Source organism: Bacillus sp. Marseille-P3661 (assembly GCF_900240995.1).
GTDB lineage: Bacteria > Bacillota > Bacilli > Bacillales > Bacillaceae_J > OESV01.
In genome coordinates, this window is record NZ_LT965957.1 from 133,297 (window position 1) to 150,929 (window position 17,633).

16 protein-coding genes are annotated in these 17,633 nt (G+C 38.4%); 1 reads left to right on the top strand and 15 read right to left on the bottom strand.

All coding sequences use genetic code 11. From position 1 onward, the window contains the following. Positions 1–99: 99 nt before the first annotated feature. Genes grdA through C1724_RS21720 form a run of 6 tightly spaced genes read right to left on the bottom strand, consistent with a single transcriptional unit; the run spans position 100 to position 6,013 of the window. Positions 100–567, bottom strand: a complete 468-nt coding sequence (gene grdA / locus C1724_RS21690) for a glycine/sarcosine/betaine reductase complex selenoprotein A (protein ID WP_102348879.1) — start codon at positions 565–567, stop codon at positions 100–102. Between the two features lie 50 nt (positions 568–617). Continuing rightward, positions 618–932 carry a thioredoxin family protein gene (locus tag C1724_RS21695; protein ID WP_102348880.1) on the bottom strand — a complete coding sequence of 105 codons (315 nt, stop codon included), beginning with the start codon at positions 930–932 and terminating at the stop codon, positions 618–620. A gap of 3 nt (positions 933–935) precedes the next feature. Then, on the bottom strand, positions 936–2,381 hold the full coding sequence (grdC, locus tag C1724_RS21700; protein WP_102348881.1) for a glycine/sarcosine/betaine reductase complex component C subunit beta: 1,446 nt from the start codon (positions 2,379–2,381) through the stop codon (positions 936–938). A 1-nt stretch (position 2,382) separates the two neighbouring features. Beyond that, complete coding sequence (gene trxB / locus C1724_RS21705) at positions 2,383–3,339, bottom strand: thioredoxin-disulfide reductase (protein WP_102348882.1); 957 nt, start codon at positions 3,337–3,339, stop codon at positions 2,383–2,385. A gap of 34 nt (positions 3,340–3,373) precedes the next feature. After that, entirely contained in the window at positions 3,374–4,708 is a 1,335-nt protein-coding gene (locus tag C1724_RS21715) for a glycine/betaine/sarcosine/D-proline family reductase selenoprotein B (protein ID WP_258000494.1), read from the bottom strand. Between the two features lie 24 nt (positions 4,709–4,732). Then, complete coding sequence (locus tag C1724_RS21720) at positions 4,733–6,013, bottom strand: glycine/sarcosine/betaine reductase component B subunit (protein WP_102348885.1); 1,281 nt, start codon at positions 6,011–6,013, stop codon at positions 4,733–4,735. Between the two features lie 152 nt (positions 6,014–6,165). Here C1724_RS21720 and C1724_RS21725 point away from each other — a divergent pair, with 152 nt between their 5' ends. Beyond that, positions 6,166–7,044, top strand: coding sequence for a LysR family transcriptional regulator (locus C1724_RS21725; RefSeq protein ID WP_102348886.1), 879 nt, complete (start codon positions 6,166–6,168; stop codon positions 7,042–7,044). 68 nt (positions 7,045–7,112) lie between these two features. On the opposite strand, the gene C1724_RS21730 is transcribed toward C1724_RS21725, so the two are convergent. The 9 genes from C1724_RS21730 to C1724_RS21775 all read right to left on the bottom strand — a co-directional run bounded on the left by C1724_RS21730 (position 7,113) and on the right by C1724_RS21775 (position 17,436). Continuing rightward, the gene (locus C1724_RS21730; RefSeq protein WP_102348887.1) at positions 7,113–8,093 is read right to left on the bottom strand and encodes a 2-hydroxyacid dehydrogenase; all 981 of its coding nucleotides are present in this window, start codon (positions 8,091–8,093) and stop codon (positions 7,113–7,115) included. A 48-nt stretch (positions 8,094–8,141) separates the two neighbouring features. Continuing rightward, positions 8,142–8,516 (bottom strand): Rieske (2Fe-2S) protein, encoded by a 375-nt coding sequence (locus tag C1724_RS21735; RefSeq protein ID WP_102348888.1) that lies wholly within the window; start codon positions 8,514–8,516, stop codon positions 8,142–8,144. Positions 8,517–8,564: 48 nt separating this feature from the next. Continuing rightward, the gene (locus tag C1724_RS21740; protein WP_102348889.1) at positions 8,565–9,731 is read right to left on the bottom strand and encodes a glycerate kinase; all 1,167 of its coding nucleotides are present in this window, start codon (positions 9,729–9,731) and stop codon (positions 8,565–8,567) included. Positions 9,732–10,006: 275 nt separating this feature from the next. After that, complete coding sequence (locus C1724_RS21745; protein WP_102348890.1) at positions 10,007–11,986, bottom strand: TRAP transporter permease; 1,980 nt, start codon at positions 11,984–11,986, stop codon at positions 10,007–10,009. Positions 11,987–12,017: 31 nt separating this feature from the next. Next, on the bottom strand, positions 12,018–13,151 hold the full coding sequence (locus C1724_RS21750) for a TAXI family TRAP transporter solute-binding subunit (protein WP_102348891.1): 1,134 nt from the start codon (positions 13,149–13,151) through the stop codon (positions 12,018–12,020). A gap of 124 nt (positions 13,152–13,275) precedes the next feature. Continuing rightward, positions 13,276–14,589, bottom strand: coding sequence for a glycine/betaine/sarcosine/D-proline family reductase selenoprotein B (locus C1724_RS21760; RefSeq protein ID WP_258000495.1), 1,314 nt, complete (start codon positions 14,587–14,589; stop codon positions 13,276–13,278). A gap of 33 nt (positions 14,590–14,622) precedes the next feature. Then, on the bottom strand, positions 14,623–15,903 hold the full coding sequence (locus tag C1724_RS21765; protein WP_102348894.1) for a glycine/sarcosine/betaine reductase component B subunit: 1,281 nt from the start codon (positions 15,901–15,903) through the stop codon (positions 14,623–14,625). 17 nt (positions 15,904–15,920) lie between these two features. Continuing rightward, the gene (locus C1724_RS21770) at positions 15,921–17,024 is read right to left on the bottom strand and encodes an amidohydrolase family protein (protein WP_102348895.1); all 1,104 of its coding nucleotides are present in this window, start codon (positions 17,022–17,024) and stop codon (positions 15,921–15,923) included. A gap of 28 nt (positions 17,025–17,052) precedes the next feature. Next, complete coding sequence (locus C1724_RS21775) at positions 17,053–17,436, bottom strand: VOC family protein (protein WP_102348896.1); 384 nt, start codon at positions 17,434–17,436, stop codon at positions 17,053–17,055. Between the last annotated feature and the right edge of the window lie 197 nt (positions 17,437–17,633).

Here is a 17,633-nt window from a genome sequence, read left to right on the forward strand (position 1 = left end):
TTTTTTAGATTTTTTTCAAATATTTCACCACGGATACACCGTCAACATTCCAATAAAAAGTCCTTCGATTATGAAGGACTTTCTATTGATCAACAGCAATTATGAGTTAATATACTTTTCTCTTGCCTCACTCATAATCTTGCAAATACCATCTTTATCCAAAGATAATTCCATTAATCCTACTTGCTCTTGGTATACATCCTCTGGAATAGCAGCCTTAATCTGATCTTCTAATATGTGATATACACCCAAATTTAATGCTACTCCTGCTAATGGACCTGCATACGTAGGGTCACCTGCTGTTACAGTTTCAGCATAAATATCTGCACTATCCTCGTCTGGAGAACCTAGGATTACGATTACATTTTCATTGCCATACTTTTCAGCTGCAATTTTTAATTGTTCTTGGACCACCTGGTCCATTGCGCCAGCGGCAGTTCAGACAAAGCACTCTGTTGCTGTATAAACAATTTCCGCTTCTGCTGCTTTTACACATTCTGCAATTGCTTCTGCTGGTACGCCATCTCTTTCACCTAATACAAATACTTTTTTACCTTTCAATTCCATTACAAATCATCCTTTCAAACTATTATTTATTTTCTATATAAATATTATTTTTATAGACTTTCACTTACTAAGTTTTCAATATCCTCTTTTGTTAGTTGTCCACCAGATATTCTTTTTACTTCTTCGCCATTTTTAAATAAAAGAAACGCTGGTAATCCCATTACTTTGTTATTAATACATACTCGTCGATTTTCAGCGCTGTTCACTTTTACAAACTTTACTTGCGTATGTTTTTCAGCTAGCTCTTCAACATCAGGCATTAAATTTAAACATGGCTGACATTTCGGGCCCCAAAAATCAACAATTACCGGTTGTTCGGATTGTAATACCTCAGATTCGAAATTTTCTTTATTTACTTCAATCATTTATTATGCCTCCCTATCATTTTTTTCTATTAAAAACGACATTCCATCAGAAAGTGTTGTCATTTTCCCTAAGAATAGACTTCCTTTACCAACAAACATCGCGTTTCTAATTTCACCATTCATAATCATATCTCTGGCATGGCCTAAAAATGGAATAGCAGATGCAATATGGCCCTGAGTTGGCGAAAACCCTAACATTCCGTACTTATCTTCGAATGTATTCATGTCCGCCCGATCCATCTCACCATTAAATACTGCCATAGCAGCGATCGTGCGATAATTTCCTTTTGGAACATTTCCATTGCCATTTGGCTCAGTTACATCAGGGTTATGCAATTCTACAGCGTATTTATCTATATCTAGAATGCCTTTATTTACTTTCTTCAATGGATTCACAATCAAAGCTTCATAGATTGCTTGAGCAGACGACCCTGCAGAGATATTATGCTTTCCTGCTGCATCTAAGCGAATTTTAGGGCTCTTACCGTCGTCGGTACCAACTAGTATAGCAATAGCCCCCAATTGATCTTCTGTGATCGGCATTCCTTTTGAAAGGTTACCAGCATATTTCATGCCTAGCTTTGCTAAACAGCCACCACCAATGATTAAAACATTTTCGTATAGACCGGCTTGAACTAAGCTGGCAGCTATATTTACAGCATGTGCAGGTGCACAACAAAATGCTTTTACGTCTGAACCAGATGCATTTACACAGCCAGCATGTGCAGCAATCGATTTTGCCATGTTACCGCCGCCACGCTGATAGCGGTCACCTACCGCTTCTTCATCACAGCCTATCACATAATCTATTTGATCAGGAGAAACATCAAATGAGTTTAATACACGTCTCATCGCCACTATGCCTGATGCTTTATTACTTAAATTCTCTAATAAAATGTGCGCATTCAAGAAATGATCTTCATTATGACCATCCACAATGCAGCCAATTAGTCTATCTTTTTCAATATATAAAGGAAGTGCACCTTGTTCGATTTTCTGGTTAATTTCCTCCATATTCGAACTTTTCTCTAGTTTAGCCAAGTCGTCAGGATTGATTAATGGATGATTTTTTAAGCTAACGACTACTTCTTCTTGTACGAATCTATCGTCTAAAAAAAGTAAATCATACTGATCAGCGATTTTTAAAAAGCCGTAGAATTCTACTTCAGGCATGACTTCACCCATCGAACTAAAGCGCTTTGCTTCTGCAACTTTTTTATCAGTCCATGGTCTTTCATACTCTTTTAATAACTCCGGACGCATGTTACCAATAAATACTTGATTAGGAGGATATGCAACTGCATCATCAAAACTACGTAAATTGGCTAAAATCTTATCAAGTAATTGATCATCCTTTTCCACTTCTCGCATAGGCTTTGATCCATATCTGACAAAGCTTGGCGTATGGGTAATCACAAAGGATGCACCTTTTATAACAGGAGTATTCATTCTATACCTCCATTTTCGTTTCTTTTAGTTTTTCTTCAAGATCCTCTACATACATTTGTGCGGAAATGGCTGCAATACTTCCATCACCTGTTGCTGTAATAATTTGGCGCAGCATTTTTTCATTTACATCGCCTGCGGAAAAAATACCGCTTACAGCTGTTCGCATTTTTTCATCAACTTCAATGTAGCCGTTATCATTTGTAATTCCTAAGTCTTTCACACAATCACTAATTGGATCCATACCAACATATATAAAGACACCGTTACATGAAACTGTTGATTCATTACCAGAGTTCGTCTCTTTTATGCGTACCCCAGAAACCATTCCATCGCCGAGAATTTCTTCCACTGTATGATTCCAGATAAATTCAATTTTCTCATTTTCAAATGCCCGTTTTTGAATAAGTGGTTGGGCACGGAGCTTATCACGACGATGGATAATTGTAACCTTGGATGCAAATCTTGTTAAAAAGATCGCTTCCTCAACGGCTGAATCACCACCACCTACAACGACAAGCTCAAGATCTTCAAAAAAAGCGCCGTCACATACTGCACAATACGATACCCCAACGCCTGAAAGTTCTTCCTCACCTGTGACTCCTAATTTACGATGCTCGGCACCTGTTGCGATGATGATAGATTTTGTTAAATATTCAACTCCGTCGACAATCACAGACTTATATGGATACCCATCTTTCACTTTATCGATAGTACCGCGTAAATATTCTGCACCGAACTTTTTTGAGTGTTCGAACATTTTTTCTGAAAGTTCTGGACCTACAATTGACTCATACCCAGGGTAATTTTCAATATCCTCTGTATTCGCCATTTGGCCGCCAGGAATTCCTTTCTCGATCATTAACGTTTCCATATTGGCTCGCGATGTGTAGACGGCTGCTGTCATCCCAGCAGGGCCAGCACCAGCAATGATCACATCATATATTTTTGAATTCTTCATTTTGTCTCAACCCCTTGAAAAGACTTCACCTTTTTCATACATTAACCTTTGGTGCTAATGTAATATCGAAAACCGTCGGTTCGTTCACATCAGTTTGAACAGCGGCAATTGCACAACTGACAAGTTGTTTTCTTAATTTAAATTCTTCTTCCCTAGTCTTATTTGGATCACCAGTTGGATAAAGGACACTTCGTGATGGTATTACTCTTGTTGCACCCATACCTGTTGCGACATTTACCATCGTACAAATCTGAGCAACTGGAATTCCAGCACGCTCAATTTCTTTTACCATCGCTGCACCGCAGCGAGTACTAGTGCCTCAGGTCGATGTTAAAATTGCAGCTTGTACGCCTGCTTTTTGAAGTTCTTTAGCAATCTCTTGACCAAATAATGCACCATTATCAATCGTTGTTGATACCCCGGCAGTTGAGTATATAGTAGGGTGAACGTTTACCTCGCCCTCATTCTCTAGTTGACGTAACACATCGAGCGGTACAAGTCGATTCGGGTCATCTAATACAAATTGAGTATCGTAGCCAAAATGATTTACTTCAACTACTTCCGGAGTTAGTTCATTCCAAGTTTCCGCATTGATTTTACACCAACGTTTTGAACGCCCAGATGACATTCCCTCAGGATTCCCCTTTAAAATCAAACCCCCATCTGTTACTAGTGCAATCTTAAAGCCTTTTTCAGTAACCGCTGGCGCCGGCTCAATCATATCAAACTCTTGAAACGTTAATTCACTATGCCACTCTTGTCCTTGATATTTTGCTAGTAACATCGAAATTGCTCGCTGTGCAGCGTTTTTGTCAAGAACTTGATTTTCCTTTAGTCCTTTTGGATATAAGAAAGTGCGGTCAGTTTTTGAAAGTGTTCCATTTTCAATGATTTGGGTTAATACTTCACCCATTTTAGGTATGCTTTTTCTCATATCTCGAGCAGATGATCCTGTTCGAAATATCGTTAGTGTTTGCCGATACGCTTCAACAGATGGACTATCAGGTGCAAGACCCGTTATCACAGGTATATTTAAGCGATTTTGCGTTTCTAAACATATTGCTGTGCATGCTTCGCCATAGCGACCTGCTGCAAAAGCTGGTCCTGCTAGTAGACCGTCAGGCTGATATTGATCGATAAATCCGATGATTTGCTCAAGCGCGTTTGGTTCCTCTACAAAATGATTATCGCCGCAAACAACTGTAGCGACTATTTTTACTTTCCCTTTTGATGCTTGTTCTAAAAGGAGACCAGGTCCAATCGGGCCATCTACTACATATGGTCCAATTCCTGCCTTTTCTTCTCCTCCTATGCCAGCAAAAAACTGATTAAGATAATGAACAATTCTTACTGGTTTCGTTTCAGTCAATTTAACTTCACCTCAGGCTTCCTTTTAAATTTCAACCTGTGCAACACGTGATGCACCTAATTGATTGATTGCACCACTTACATCTCTATAGCGAGCCCGTATAGGCAAATGTGCCGGTTGGGCTTTATCATGCGGATTATCGGTAAACGGACCTAGTAACGTTCCACCAATGATAATTTCTTGTTCAGGCAAATCAATGACGTCATCTTGCATACCAGCGGAAGCCAAGGCATTCGCTGCTAATGAATACGTACTAAGTGAATCCTTAACGGTTCCGTCTCCTAAATAGGACCAAATAATCCCTGATGTTAGTACACCTCGTTTTTCAAGTGATTCAACCGTCATCATTAAATCAGATTCAGGTATACCACCGCCTACTTTTGATACGACTGCTAAGTCTGCTTTTAAAATCGAGTGTACTAAGTTTGTTGCCATTAGTACTGAAAGCTCTCGTCGTTCCCGTGTAATATGTGAAACACAAGGTACTACACCGACAAAGTTTACGTCTTTCCCGTGGCGACTATATAAATCCAAAATTACTGAATTGTTTTGAAAAGAAAGTGTATCAATCCCTAAGTTCCAATAAGGTGAAATAACTGCACCATCTAGGAATTCATTAGGATGAAGTATCGTCGGCATTAAACCGCCTACATCATCACCATATAATATTGGTTCTCCTGGTACAGCTTTTTGGTGAGATGCAATCATGCATACATAAGCTACCCTTGGCAACTCCTTTGGCTGTGGTTCAAGTGAATAATTAGTTTCACTATCCGGTTCTGACTTTGCTGCGGCCTTTGCAAGGTAAGTTCCTACCCGCAGCCCGATTCTTTTTAAATAACCGTTATATGCAGATGATGGTAAACTATCATTCTTTGGTTCTATCACTACTGCGATATGAAAAAGTTCAGCGTGAGGTGTTATTGTACCCCCAGGACCTGACATATCAAGAACTTTATGATATTTATCATATTCACTTGATACCGATAGGACTGCGAAATTTTCTAATGAAGCAGTTACCCCATCCCCAACGGATTGTACAGGACCAAGAATTCCAGGATAGTCAACAGCTCCTTCTCCTAACCTAGCTCGTGCTGGGAATATGTCAAAGATATTGATAATTCTTGTTTTAGTCCCTGGCGACACAAGAGCAATATCTTTTATGTTAACGTCTTTTAATTCACCACTTTTTTCTAAATGGGCTAATAATTCGTCTCGATTCACGACTAATTGTCCATCAATATAGTGAGTAGATTCTCCCCAAGAAACAGAATGAACTGGATAATGATTTATGTTTAATTGCATCTTAACCCCCCTCTACAATTGTGTACGCTTTCAATATTGAATGTTTAGAATATTCTATACCATTTACTTTACATAAAAATATTGATTAATACAAACGATGTTAGATATAGTATTAATAGATGTCATCGATAAATCAAGATAGGAGTAACTAAATGGAAATCCACCAACTAGAATATGTAATTGCATTATCGAAATACATGAAATTCTCACTAGCTGCTGACGAAATATCAGTTTCACAATCTACTTTATCCGATCAAATCAAAAAGCTAGAAAATGAGCTGGGGGTACAACTTTTTATTCGTTCAACACGGAAGGTTCAATTAACATCTGCCGGTGAAGACTTTTTGGCATACGCAAAACGGATCATCTCTGAAATTGAAAATGCGCGTAGCTGTATGTTTGAGTATTCGAACCTTATGAAAGGTAAAATTAAGATTGGTGCTCTGTCAACCATTACATACTTAGGAATTACTTCGGTGATCGCAAACTTTCAGAAAGATTACCCAGGCTTTGAAATGGAAATTTTCGAGGAGAACAGTGACACGCTATTAAAGAAATTATCAACTTCAGAAATCGACGTTGCATTTATAAGCTACCCGTATATAGCCAATTTTGAATTTGATTTTTATCCGCTTATTAATGATCGGTTAGTTTTATTAGTATCAAGCACACATCCACTTGCAGAGCGAAAAGAAGTATCAATAGAAGAACTGTCCAAAGAAAAGTTTTTAATGATCCAGTCTAGCACAGGGCTACAAAACTCTTTAGTGCAACTGTGCCGTGATGCAGGGTTCGAGCCAAATATTATCTTAAAAAGCAGTCATGTGGAAACGATTAAAGGTTTAATTGAAGAAGGAATAGGAATTACGTTATTCGCAAATCGAATTGCCGCATCGATTTCAAATGAAAAGACAGCGATCATTGAACTAAAAGAACCTGTTAAAAGGGTTACAGGTTTAGCCCTTTCTAAAAATAATCGATTGTTGTCAACGAAAACTTTTAAAGACTATGTTCTAGGCCGCAAAATCTAAAAAACCGGATAACACGATAAACGCCTACTACGCAAATTTAGCAGGCGTTTTTCAGTGACTATACATATTTATGATTTTATAACCATTGGGTTTATCGTATTTTTCGGAGCTATTCCCTTTAAACCATCCATTAATTGATCTGCCGCAAGGTATGCCATCGCTGTTCTAGTTTGCATGCTCGCACTTCCGATATGAGGTAAAGTGACAACATTTGGAAGTGTCAATAAAGGGTGATCAGTTGGCACTGGTTCTTGTTGAAAAACGTCAAGTCCAGCAGCCCATATTTGTCCCTCTTTTAGCGACTCATATAATGCAACCTCATTGACCACCTCACCACGGGATGTATTAATCAAGATGGCGGTGTTTTTCATTAATGATAATTCCTTAGCGTCGATTAAATGTTTAGTTTCACTCGTAAAAGGTGTTAGTAAAACGACAAAATCAGATTCCTGAAGCAGCTGGTCCTTTTCGACATATTGAACTCCAAGTTCTTTTTCCGCCTCAAGCTTACGACTGCGATTATAATATAAAACATTCATATTAAATCCTTTGGCCCTTCTCGCAACAGCTTGACCAATACTTCCTAGTCCAATAATGCCTAAGGTTGAGCCATGTATATCCTGCCCTGAAAGCAAAAGCGGTGACCATGTTTTCCACTTCCCGTTTCGCAAAAAATCAGACGCTTCTATTAATCTTCTAGAAGTAGCCATAAGCAATGCAAATGTAAGATCTGCAGTTGTTTCAGTTAAAACTCCTGGCGTATTTGTAACAATGATCCTTCTATCTGTAGCAGCTTGAATATCAATATTATTATAACCAACCGCCATCGTACTGATTACCTTTAAGTTACTAGCTTTATCCATTAAGTTCGCGTCAATTGTATCAGTTAGCAGACAATAAAGCCCATCAACATCCTCAATTTCTTTTTCTAACACATCATAAGGAACTGGCACATCCTCCTCTTCCCACATCGATACATAGAATTGCTCAGATAATTTGTTAACTATTTCAGCTGGAATTTTCCTTGTAATATATATCTTTTGTTTCATCTTTTTAAATCATCTCCTATGCTATGTAACAACTATGTTTCATAGTCTTTATTTCTTTCTCCCTTGAATATAAACATAGTTATCGTCCATTTCTAATTCTACGCCTCTTAATTTTACGCTCTCGTCCGCTAAATGAACACCTGTTTTCAAGTCAAATTCCCAGCCATGCCATGGACAACGCAGAATCTGACCTTCTAGCCCGAGCTTATACTCGTATACGTCTGAATTCAACCGTGTTCCACAGACATCTCCTGCGCATACCGGCGCTGCAAAATGAGGACAGTAATTTCTCCAAGCAAAAAATTCACCGTTAACATGAAAAACGCCGATCTCATGTCCATCAATAGTGACGATCTTCTTTCCTGCTTCAATTAACTCCTGTTTACTGGCAACAACATGTCTATCCACTTTTTGTTCACTCATTGCATTCTACCCCCTAATCAAACTATTAACCCAAGTAATTAAAATAAATCATCTTGATACTGAACCTTCTAAAATCTTCTTATCTTTCTCATCAAGACCTTTTAGCAATCTAGCTAAATTGTATGCTTTCTTAAATAACAAATCCTCTGCATGTTCCATACAATGTTGGAGCGATATGGGTCCATTTGCAATAGAATCACAGCTAATAAAATATTGATATAACTCTTCATATCCTTTACCTAAACTGCCTGATAATAAAAGAGCTTTTACATTATTAACTTCGGCAATTTTGCCAATATATCCTGGCACTTTACCAAAAAGTGTTTGAAAATCGCTTTGTCCCTCACCTGTTATGACCCAATTTGCAGCCTTTATTTTATCTACTAATTTAGTAGACTCAGCCATTAGTTTCGCACCTGAGGTAATTTCGGCACCAAGCAGTAAAAATGCAAAGCCTAAACCACCTGCAGCACCTGCACCTTTATTAAATTGATAGGTTTTATTAAGGTGGTTTTCAATAAGCGTTGCATATTTTGATAGGGCTCGATCTAGCTTTTCTACCATATCTGGTGTTGCCCCTTTTTGTGGCCCGAACACTGCCGTTGCTCCATTATCTCCGCATAAAGGATTATCTACATCGCTTGCTATTTGAATTTTACATTCCTTTATGTCCGGTTGAATAGTTGAAAAGTCTACATGCTCAATTTGCGAAACAGACCTACCAATTGGTAATACCGGCTGCTTATTCTTATCTAGGAATGATACTCCAAGAGCTTGAAGCATTCCTAATCCTCCATCATTTGTAGCACTTCCTCCAAGTCCAATAATGAAATCACGATAACCTTTTTCACAACATGCCTTAATAACTTCACCTATTCCATAGGTAGTTGTTTCAAGTGGATTTTGCTGATCAACAGCGACCATTGGTAACCCTGCTATTTTAGCTATTTCAATCACAATCGTTTTATTGTCACCAAGAATTCCAAACTCGACCCCAACTTTTTTCTGTAGGGGACCGGTTACTTCTAAATGTAATCGCTTACCACCCGTCACAAACAAAAGTGTATCTAATGTGCCCTCACCACCGTCAGCCATTGGGACAACATCTAGATTAGCATCTGGAATTACTTCTATAAAAGCATTTTTTATAATATTTCCTGCTTGTAAAGCAGATAAACTTCCTTTGAAAGAGTCTGGAGCTATTAATATATTCAAAATAATCCATCCTTTGCCTGAAGAATCCTACTACTTATAATTTTACAGAAATTATTAATATTTACATTGGATTTAATAATGAAATCTCCTGGCTTTCACGTACAATTTTTTGTGCAAATAACTAAACGTTGTTTATTTCAATATAATTTGCAACATCTAACCCATACTCAGTTCCTTGAGGAGTTTATCGACAATCACGAAGACAATATAAATATTGAACATTACTTTCAATCGTAAAAAAGAGGTGATAGAATTCACCTCTTTTTTACGTCTGTTTAAATACTATGTTGAAGAGATTCGGATTCATTAATAATTGGTTTTTTACTATTTTTATATGATAACATGACCATAATAACAGCTATAACAAAACCAACTATATTAATTCCTAATGTTATATTGACCCCTGTTACAGGATACAATAATGCTCCACCTGAAGCTAGGATTAGAATGCGGGCAGGCCATCCCTGATGACTGAAAATGTACCCAACAAGACCTGCACCAATTACAAATGTTCCTACAATTGCTGTAAGAACTGATATTATGATTTCACTAGCTTCACCTTGCATAATCATGCTCGGGTTATAAACAAAGATAAACGGCACGATATAAGCTAGTGTTCCAAGTCTTGCTGCGGTAATCCCAGTTCTGATTGGGTTTGTTTGCGCTATAAACGCACCTGCGAACGCTGCCAAAGCAATCGGCGGGGTAAAGTTTGATAATATTGCAAAATAGAATATAAATAAATGTGCAGCTAACGGATTAAGCCCAAAATCAACTAATGCAGGACCAACTAAAACAGCAACGAGAGCATAAGCTGCTACAGATGGCATTCCCATACCTAAGAATAGAGACCCAATGGCGGCTGCGCACAATAACAGAAATAGGCTGTGTTCACCGATTAATGTCAATGTATAACCAATACTGAACCCTAAACCTGAAACGTTCATAATTCCAACTACCATACCCGCAATCCCTAATGCACTACCTACATCAAGTAACATACGCCCATTTTCCTCAACAATTTGCCAAAGTTTTTTAAGAAAATCTTTTCTATTTTCTTTAACTAGAGCAAATATCGGAATACCAATTAATCCAGTATAGATTGCGGAAGTTGCCGGTGCAAGATTCATTACAAACAATGTGTAGATTAGCACGAAAAGTACAGTTAGTACCGGCCATGCTTGTTGCATCGTTTGTTTTTTTGTTGGCATTTCATCGTTGCTTAACTTTCTTAAACCTTTTTTTCCAGCCTCTAAGTCTACTTGAACAAACACAGCTACGTAGAATAATAAAGCTGGAATGATTGCTGCAATCGCTACCTCTTGGTATGGAATACCTAAACGTTCCGCGATAATAAATGCAGCAATACCCATTACTGGTGGTGTGATTTGCCCACCAGATGATGCAACCGCTTCAATTGCAGCTGCTAAACGCGGATGATAACCGCTGCGAACCATTAATGGAATCGTTACACTTCCTGTTAGAAAAACGTTTGACATAGGGGCACCACTGACAGTACCTACAAGGCTTGAACCTACAACTGCTGCTTTTGCAGGACCCCCTCGTGTTTTACCAAAGGCAAGTAAGGCAATATTTGTTAAACCGTCACCGCCGCCAAACTTCAGTAACACCTGACCGAAAAACACAAATGCAAAACCGAAAGTAGCAGCTAATCCTAACATATTTAATGTACTACTATTATCAAGATATAAATAAGTAATAAGTTGCCCCCATGATAGTTCAGCACCTGCAATTGCACCAGGTAGTAATGAACCATAAGCACCGTATAAAATGAATACCGCAGCAATAATAACTAAACTTAAACCTATTAAGCGGCGACCTGATTCTAAAATAAGGAGAATTGCAATTGCTCCGTAAATTACACGCTCATTTGTGACTTGACCTAATGTTAGTAATATATCAGCATAATTCATCGCAATAAAAATCCCAGAAGGTATTGATGCAATAGCTAATATAGCATCATACCAGGGCAAGCGATCCCTAGGGGACCGCTTTGTTGCTGGTACGGTGAGGAATGTATTAAATAGGAACAAACTCATGAATAAACCTATCCATTGTTCGGCATATATCGGTATACCTAATCGGATATGCACTTTTAAAATGAACATCATTCCAAGTACTAAAAGTAAAACGGATACTGCGATTTGAAACCAACGTGCTACACCGGTTAGCGTTCGATGCCGTTGCGATTTATCTTCTGGTTTTTTTATTTTCTTATCTTCTGCCATATCCATAACCGCCTCCCTTGATGTCAATAGTTAAACTCTATTGTGGAGTGTATTCAGCAAGCTTTTCGTGTTCGTCAGTCCATACACCCATTTCCTTATAGAACTTAATTGCACCTTCATGGTATGGAGCTCCTGGATTCGGACGCGGCATTACTTCAGGGCTTAAATCATTTGTATAAGAAATTAAACCATGCATTTCTTCGTAATTTTCCCAAATAGACTTTAAAACTGTGTAGACAGTATCTGCTGAAACATCAGCAGATGCTACTAATGTCATGTCATAGCGAATATGAACTGTATCTTCTTCTAAAACACCTACACCAGCAGGAACGACAGAAAACGATGCACCTGGTAAATATTTTTCAAGAAGTGCTTGCTTTTCAGCAGGTGCTTTACCGTCTGCTGAAATATCTTCTGGTTTTAAATCACCAAATGGAAGTACACGAAGACCGCCAATTGCAGAACCCACTTCTTGTGCCTTAGCTGAGTCTGGTGAACCAGCATATGCCCCGGCAACCATATTTTCTTGGATTGCATCTAAAGAAGCCTGGAATTCTGGTACTGGAACTGGTTTTACATCATCATAAGTTAAGCCCACAGATTCTAATTCTGCTCGTAAAATAAGATCGATTAAGAAGTTCCCACCAAAGCCACTTGCTACTGGTTGACCTTTTAACTCGCTAATACTTGTAATACCACTGTCACGTCTTACAGTCCAACCTGTACTATTCATCGGCATACCACCAAATACAGTACGAATGTTTTCAATTGGCTTTTCATAACCTGGACCACCGTTATAAGCGAACGCAATATCTACATTATTAATTAAACCAAATTCAAGATTTCCACTATTTAAATCATTAATCCACGCTTGTGGACCAGCAGTTGGTCGAACATTACCACGAATTGGTGTATTATCAGAAATAATTTTTGCTAAACCAGAACCAACAGTATGATAACCACTACCAGCACTATGTGTACCAATTGCTACAGAATCATCAATTTCACCTGTTGCATTTTCACCAGAACTACCTTCTGTTGATTCTGTTTTTTCTTCAGAACCTGCTTTTGAATCTGTTTGTGCTTGCTCTGAACCACTGCCCCCACATGCTGCTAAAAGCATGATAGTTAACAAACAAATCAGCGATAAAATCCCTAAACGTTTTTTCAAATTAACTCCTCCTAATCCTTATTTACTATTTTTTATTCTATAAAACTTAAAAACTATATAATATTTCACGATACTATTAAAACGTTTTCAAAAATTGCAAGTTACTTCAACGTTTTAGATATTATCATGCATATTCAAATATTGTTGCAGCCCCGATTTCAGCCTGAATCGATTTAAGAGCTTGTATCACAATTTCTTTCCTAAATCTCAGTTCCTCTTCTAGCGAAAGTTTTGGATTACCCGTAGGATACAGAACACTTGCAGAAGGTATAACCCGGTTTGACCCAACCTCTAACGCAACGTTTGTGATCGTACAAATATGTGCTACAGGAATATTTGCTCTTTCCAATTCTTTTACCATCGCTGCACCGCAGCGTGTACTTGTGCCTCATGTTGAGGTTAGAATGGCAGCTTGAATACCCGCATTTCTTAATTCGATAGCTATCTCCCGACCAAATCCTGCTGCATCCTCTATTGCCGTTGCAACTCCAGCAGTAGAATAAATGTAAGGATGTAATTCAATCTGACCTTCTTTCTCCAATTCTCTAACCACATCCAGAGGGATGAGACGATTCGGATCTGCTGCTACTAATCTAGTATCATAGCCGCCGTGATTAACATCTACTAAGTCTTCCGATAATTTAGACCAAGATGTAGCATCAATTTGGCACCATTTCTTAGAGCGGACAGCCGACATTCGCTCTGGATTGCCTTTTTGAACGAGGCCACCATCGGTTACTAATGCTAACTTTATTACTTTTGAACGAATAGGCTCGGCTGGAGGAACTTGTTCATGCTTCACCATCGGAACTTCCGTTTTCCATGATTCCCGATAGTATTTAGATAAAGCCATTTGAACAGCCCGTTTTGCAGCATGTTCGTCCCAAACGATATTTTTTTTCAAGCCGCTAGAAACTAAATAATCTACCTCTTCTTTTGAAAGAGATTCTCCACATACTTTCTTATATAAAATACTTCCCATGCGCGGCATACTTTTTTTCATATCAACAGCTGAATTTCCCGTTTTAACAATCCATAATTGTTGACGGTAGCGTTCAACCGCAGGGCTAGCAGGATCAAGGCCGGTTATGACTGGAATAGAAAGTTCCTCTTTTACCGCGGAGCTAACAGACGTACAGGCCTCACCATATCGTCCTGCTGCAAAAGCTGGACCAGCTATGAAACCCTCAGCTTTGTATGGCCGAATTAATTCGAGTATTTTTATTAGAGCGGAAGGTTCTTCTACGAAATAATTATCACCGCATATAACCGTACCTATTACTTTTATGGATCCATTAGACGATTGCTCTAATAAACGTCCAGGTCCCACAGCACCTTCAACTGTATATGGTGCGATCCCAGCTTTATCTTCTCCACCTATACCTCCAAAAAACTGGTTAAGATAATGAACTACTCGTACTGGTTTGGTTTCTATCATTCATTCACGCTCCTTTCTATGATTCTGTAGGATCTAAACTTCAATCATTCCTACCTTCGAAGCTCCTAATTGACTAATAGCCCCACAAATATGGCGATAATGTACTAGAATAGGCTCATGTGCATCATGATAGTTTCCACTTTGTTCACTTATAAGATGATCGACGTTCGTTCCACCAACAACAATTTCCTGTCCTGGCAGCTCAACCGTTTCATCGAAAATACCTGCCGATGCTAAGGCATTAGCCGCATCTGAATGGGCTGACAACGAATCTTTGATTGTACCATTTCCCATCGTAGACCAAATAACTGAAGATGTACTAACTCCGTTTTCTTCAAGTAATTCGATAGCAGCCATCAAATCAGATTCCGGTATTCCGCCACCTAACTTTGTTAAGACAGCTATGTCCGAATTTAATATTTCATGAACAAGATTTGAAATCATCGTTGCCGTTCGGGCTCTCTTTTCACGCGTTATATGTGCAACACAAATGACAACTCCAGTGAAGTTAATATCTTTACCATGTCGATCGTATAGCTCCAACAAAACAGGATTATTTATAAATGTATACGTATCTATACCTAAGTTCCAAAATGGAGCAATTACCGCGCCGTCCAATACCTCATTGGGATGTAAAATTGTCGGTAGCAGCCCTGAAACATCATCACCATACAAGATCGGTTCGCCTGTCTCTGATTTTTGATGCGATGCAATCATAAAAACATAAGCAGCATTGGGTAATTTATAGTCACCCGTTTCCAGAGAATAGGTTTTTGTTATTGGACATTGTTGAGAAGTTGCAGCAGTTCTAGCTAAATAACTTCCTATTCGTAATCCTATTTTTTTTAGCGCTAGATAGTAAACTGCTTGACTTATTTCTTTTTTTGGCTCTGCTCGGAATGCTACATGAAAAAATTCAGAATATGGTGTTAACGTAGCACCAATTCCAGCCATATCTAACAGCTTATTGTCACGCTCTTCAATTGATGAAATAGCAAGCACAGCGAAATTTTCTAATGCAGCAGAATCACCATCACCAACTGTTTGGGCTGGCCCAAGCACTCCAGGATAGTTGACTGAATTCTCACCTAACCGGGCCTGAGCAGGTAACACATCAAATATATTAACTACCCGCGTATTTGTACCTGGAAGAACTAACTCAATATCTGTTATTACAACCTGATCGAGGTCGCCTTTTTGACTTAATTCCTTCATTAGATCATCATAATTAATTGAAAGCGTACCAAACTGATAGTTAGTCGTTTCTCCCCAGTCTATCGATGTAACAGGATATTGATATTGCTTGAGTTTCATAGATTTCCCCCTACTCCTTAGACAGTGGTATTTTCACTTACTTTCTGATTAAGACCGTAAAGATCAATGGCGTTTTTAGCCTTTATTTTATCGCGCATTTCCCTTGGCAAATGATTTAACACCATACCAGGATGATCGAAATCCCAATGAGGATAGTCAGATGAAAACATAATAATATCTTCTGCATCACACATTTCAAAAATCTGCCTTAAGTGAAGAGGATTCTCAGGTTCTTCAATTGGCTGTGTTGTTAATCGAATGTGCTTTTTAATATATTCTGATGGCTTTTTCTTTAACCATGGCACCGTATCACGCAACGCCTTATAATTTTTATCCATGCGCCACATTAAATGCGGCAACCAACTTATTCCTCCTTCAATTGCTACAACAGTTAGGTTAGGGAATTTTTCAAAAACACCTTCACATACAAAGCTATTTACCTGTGCCATAAAATTAGTTGGAAGCAGGTTATGGTATTCAAAATATCGAGTTGGGAATCCGGATGGTGTCGGAGCTCCAGTGAGTGTGCTACCTTCCATACCTGGATGTAAGCCTACAGGCAATCCGTTTCGTTCGGCTGCTTCATAAATAGGATGATAAAATCTTTGACCATATAACTTCGGTGAGGCACTAGCCATCATCACCTGAATCATATCAGGATGCTTAGCCATTCTTTCAATTTCCTTCACAGCCGCTTCAGGATCACTCGGATTTATTAAAATACTACCTTTATATTTAGGGCTAACGCTTAACCATTGTTCTACCATGTGGTCATTATGTGCTGAAATTACTCCATTTGCATAATCAGGGTCATAGTGGACACAAAGTCCTAAAGTAAGTGTTGAATGTGTTAGGATTGCATAGTCGATATTGTATTTGTCCACATGGTGTTCTAGTAGAAAATGAGGGTCACTACCCGGGTTTCCACCACTTGGTGTATAGGCATCTTTTCTTCGTTGCCCAATTTGACTATAGTAGCCACTTACATTCTCACCAGTATCTAGCCATTGCTTATGCCAAACTTTTGGTAAGTAAGGAAGTAGTTCTGCACGACTTCCCAATGAATTATGTACATCTGTATCAATTAATTTTGGTGTATTATCAGGTGTTGTATTTGACATTCTATTCCACTCCTTTTTTCACAACCGGTTATTTAGGATAATTTGAAACTTCTACCAAATTATTATCAGGGTCACGGAAATAAATGGATTCTAGCTGTCCTAATGCTCCAGCTCTCATAATTGGTCCTTCTTCTATTTCAACACCTTTAGCTTTAACATGTTGTATTACTTCTTCAATAGGAGTTGATGCGATTAAACAAATATCCGCAGAGCCAGGTGTAGGATTTTGCGCCCTTATCGGTACTTCACTGCCAAGTTCATGGAGATTGATCCGTTGCTGCCCAAAAGCCATCGTCTTCCACTTCCCACCATATACTTGAACTTCCATACCTAAAACATTGCTGTAAAAGTCTACTGTTCTCTCAACATCTTTAACTGTTAAAACGATATGGTCAATTCGGTCGATTATCATTGTACTCCTCCTTACCAACTTAATATAAAGTTACAAAAAAATAATTATGAAGATTCAGTTAATTAATCAAAAGTTTCTCCTGCTCACACAATACTAAAAAGAAATGAAAACGTTTACTTAATAAGTTATTAAAACTTCTCACTTTATTGGATGTTCGTTTTATGTGCTCATTTTTGGAAAATTTTAAATAATATAAT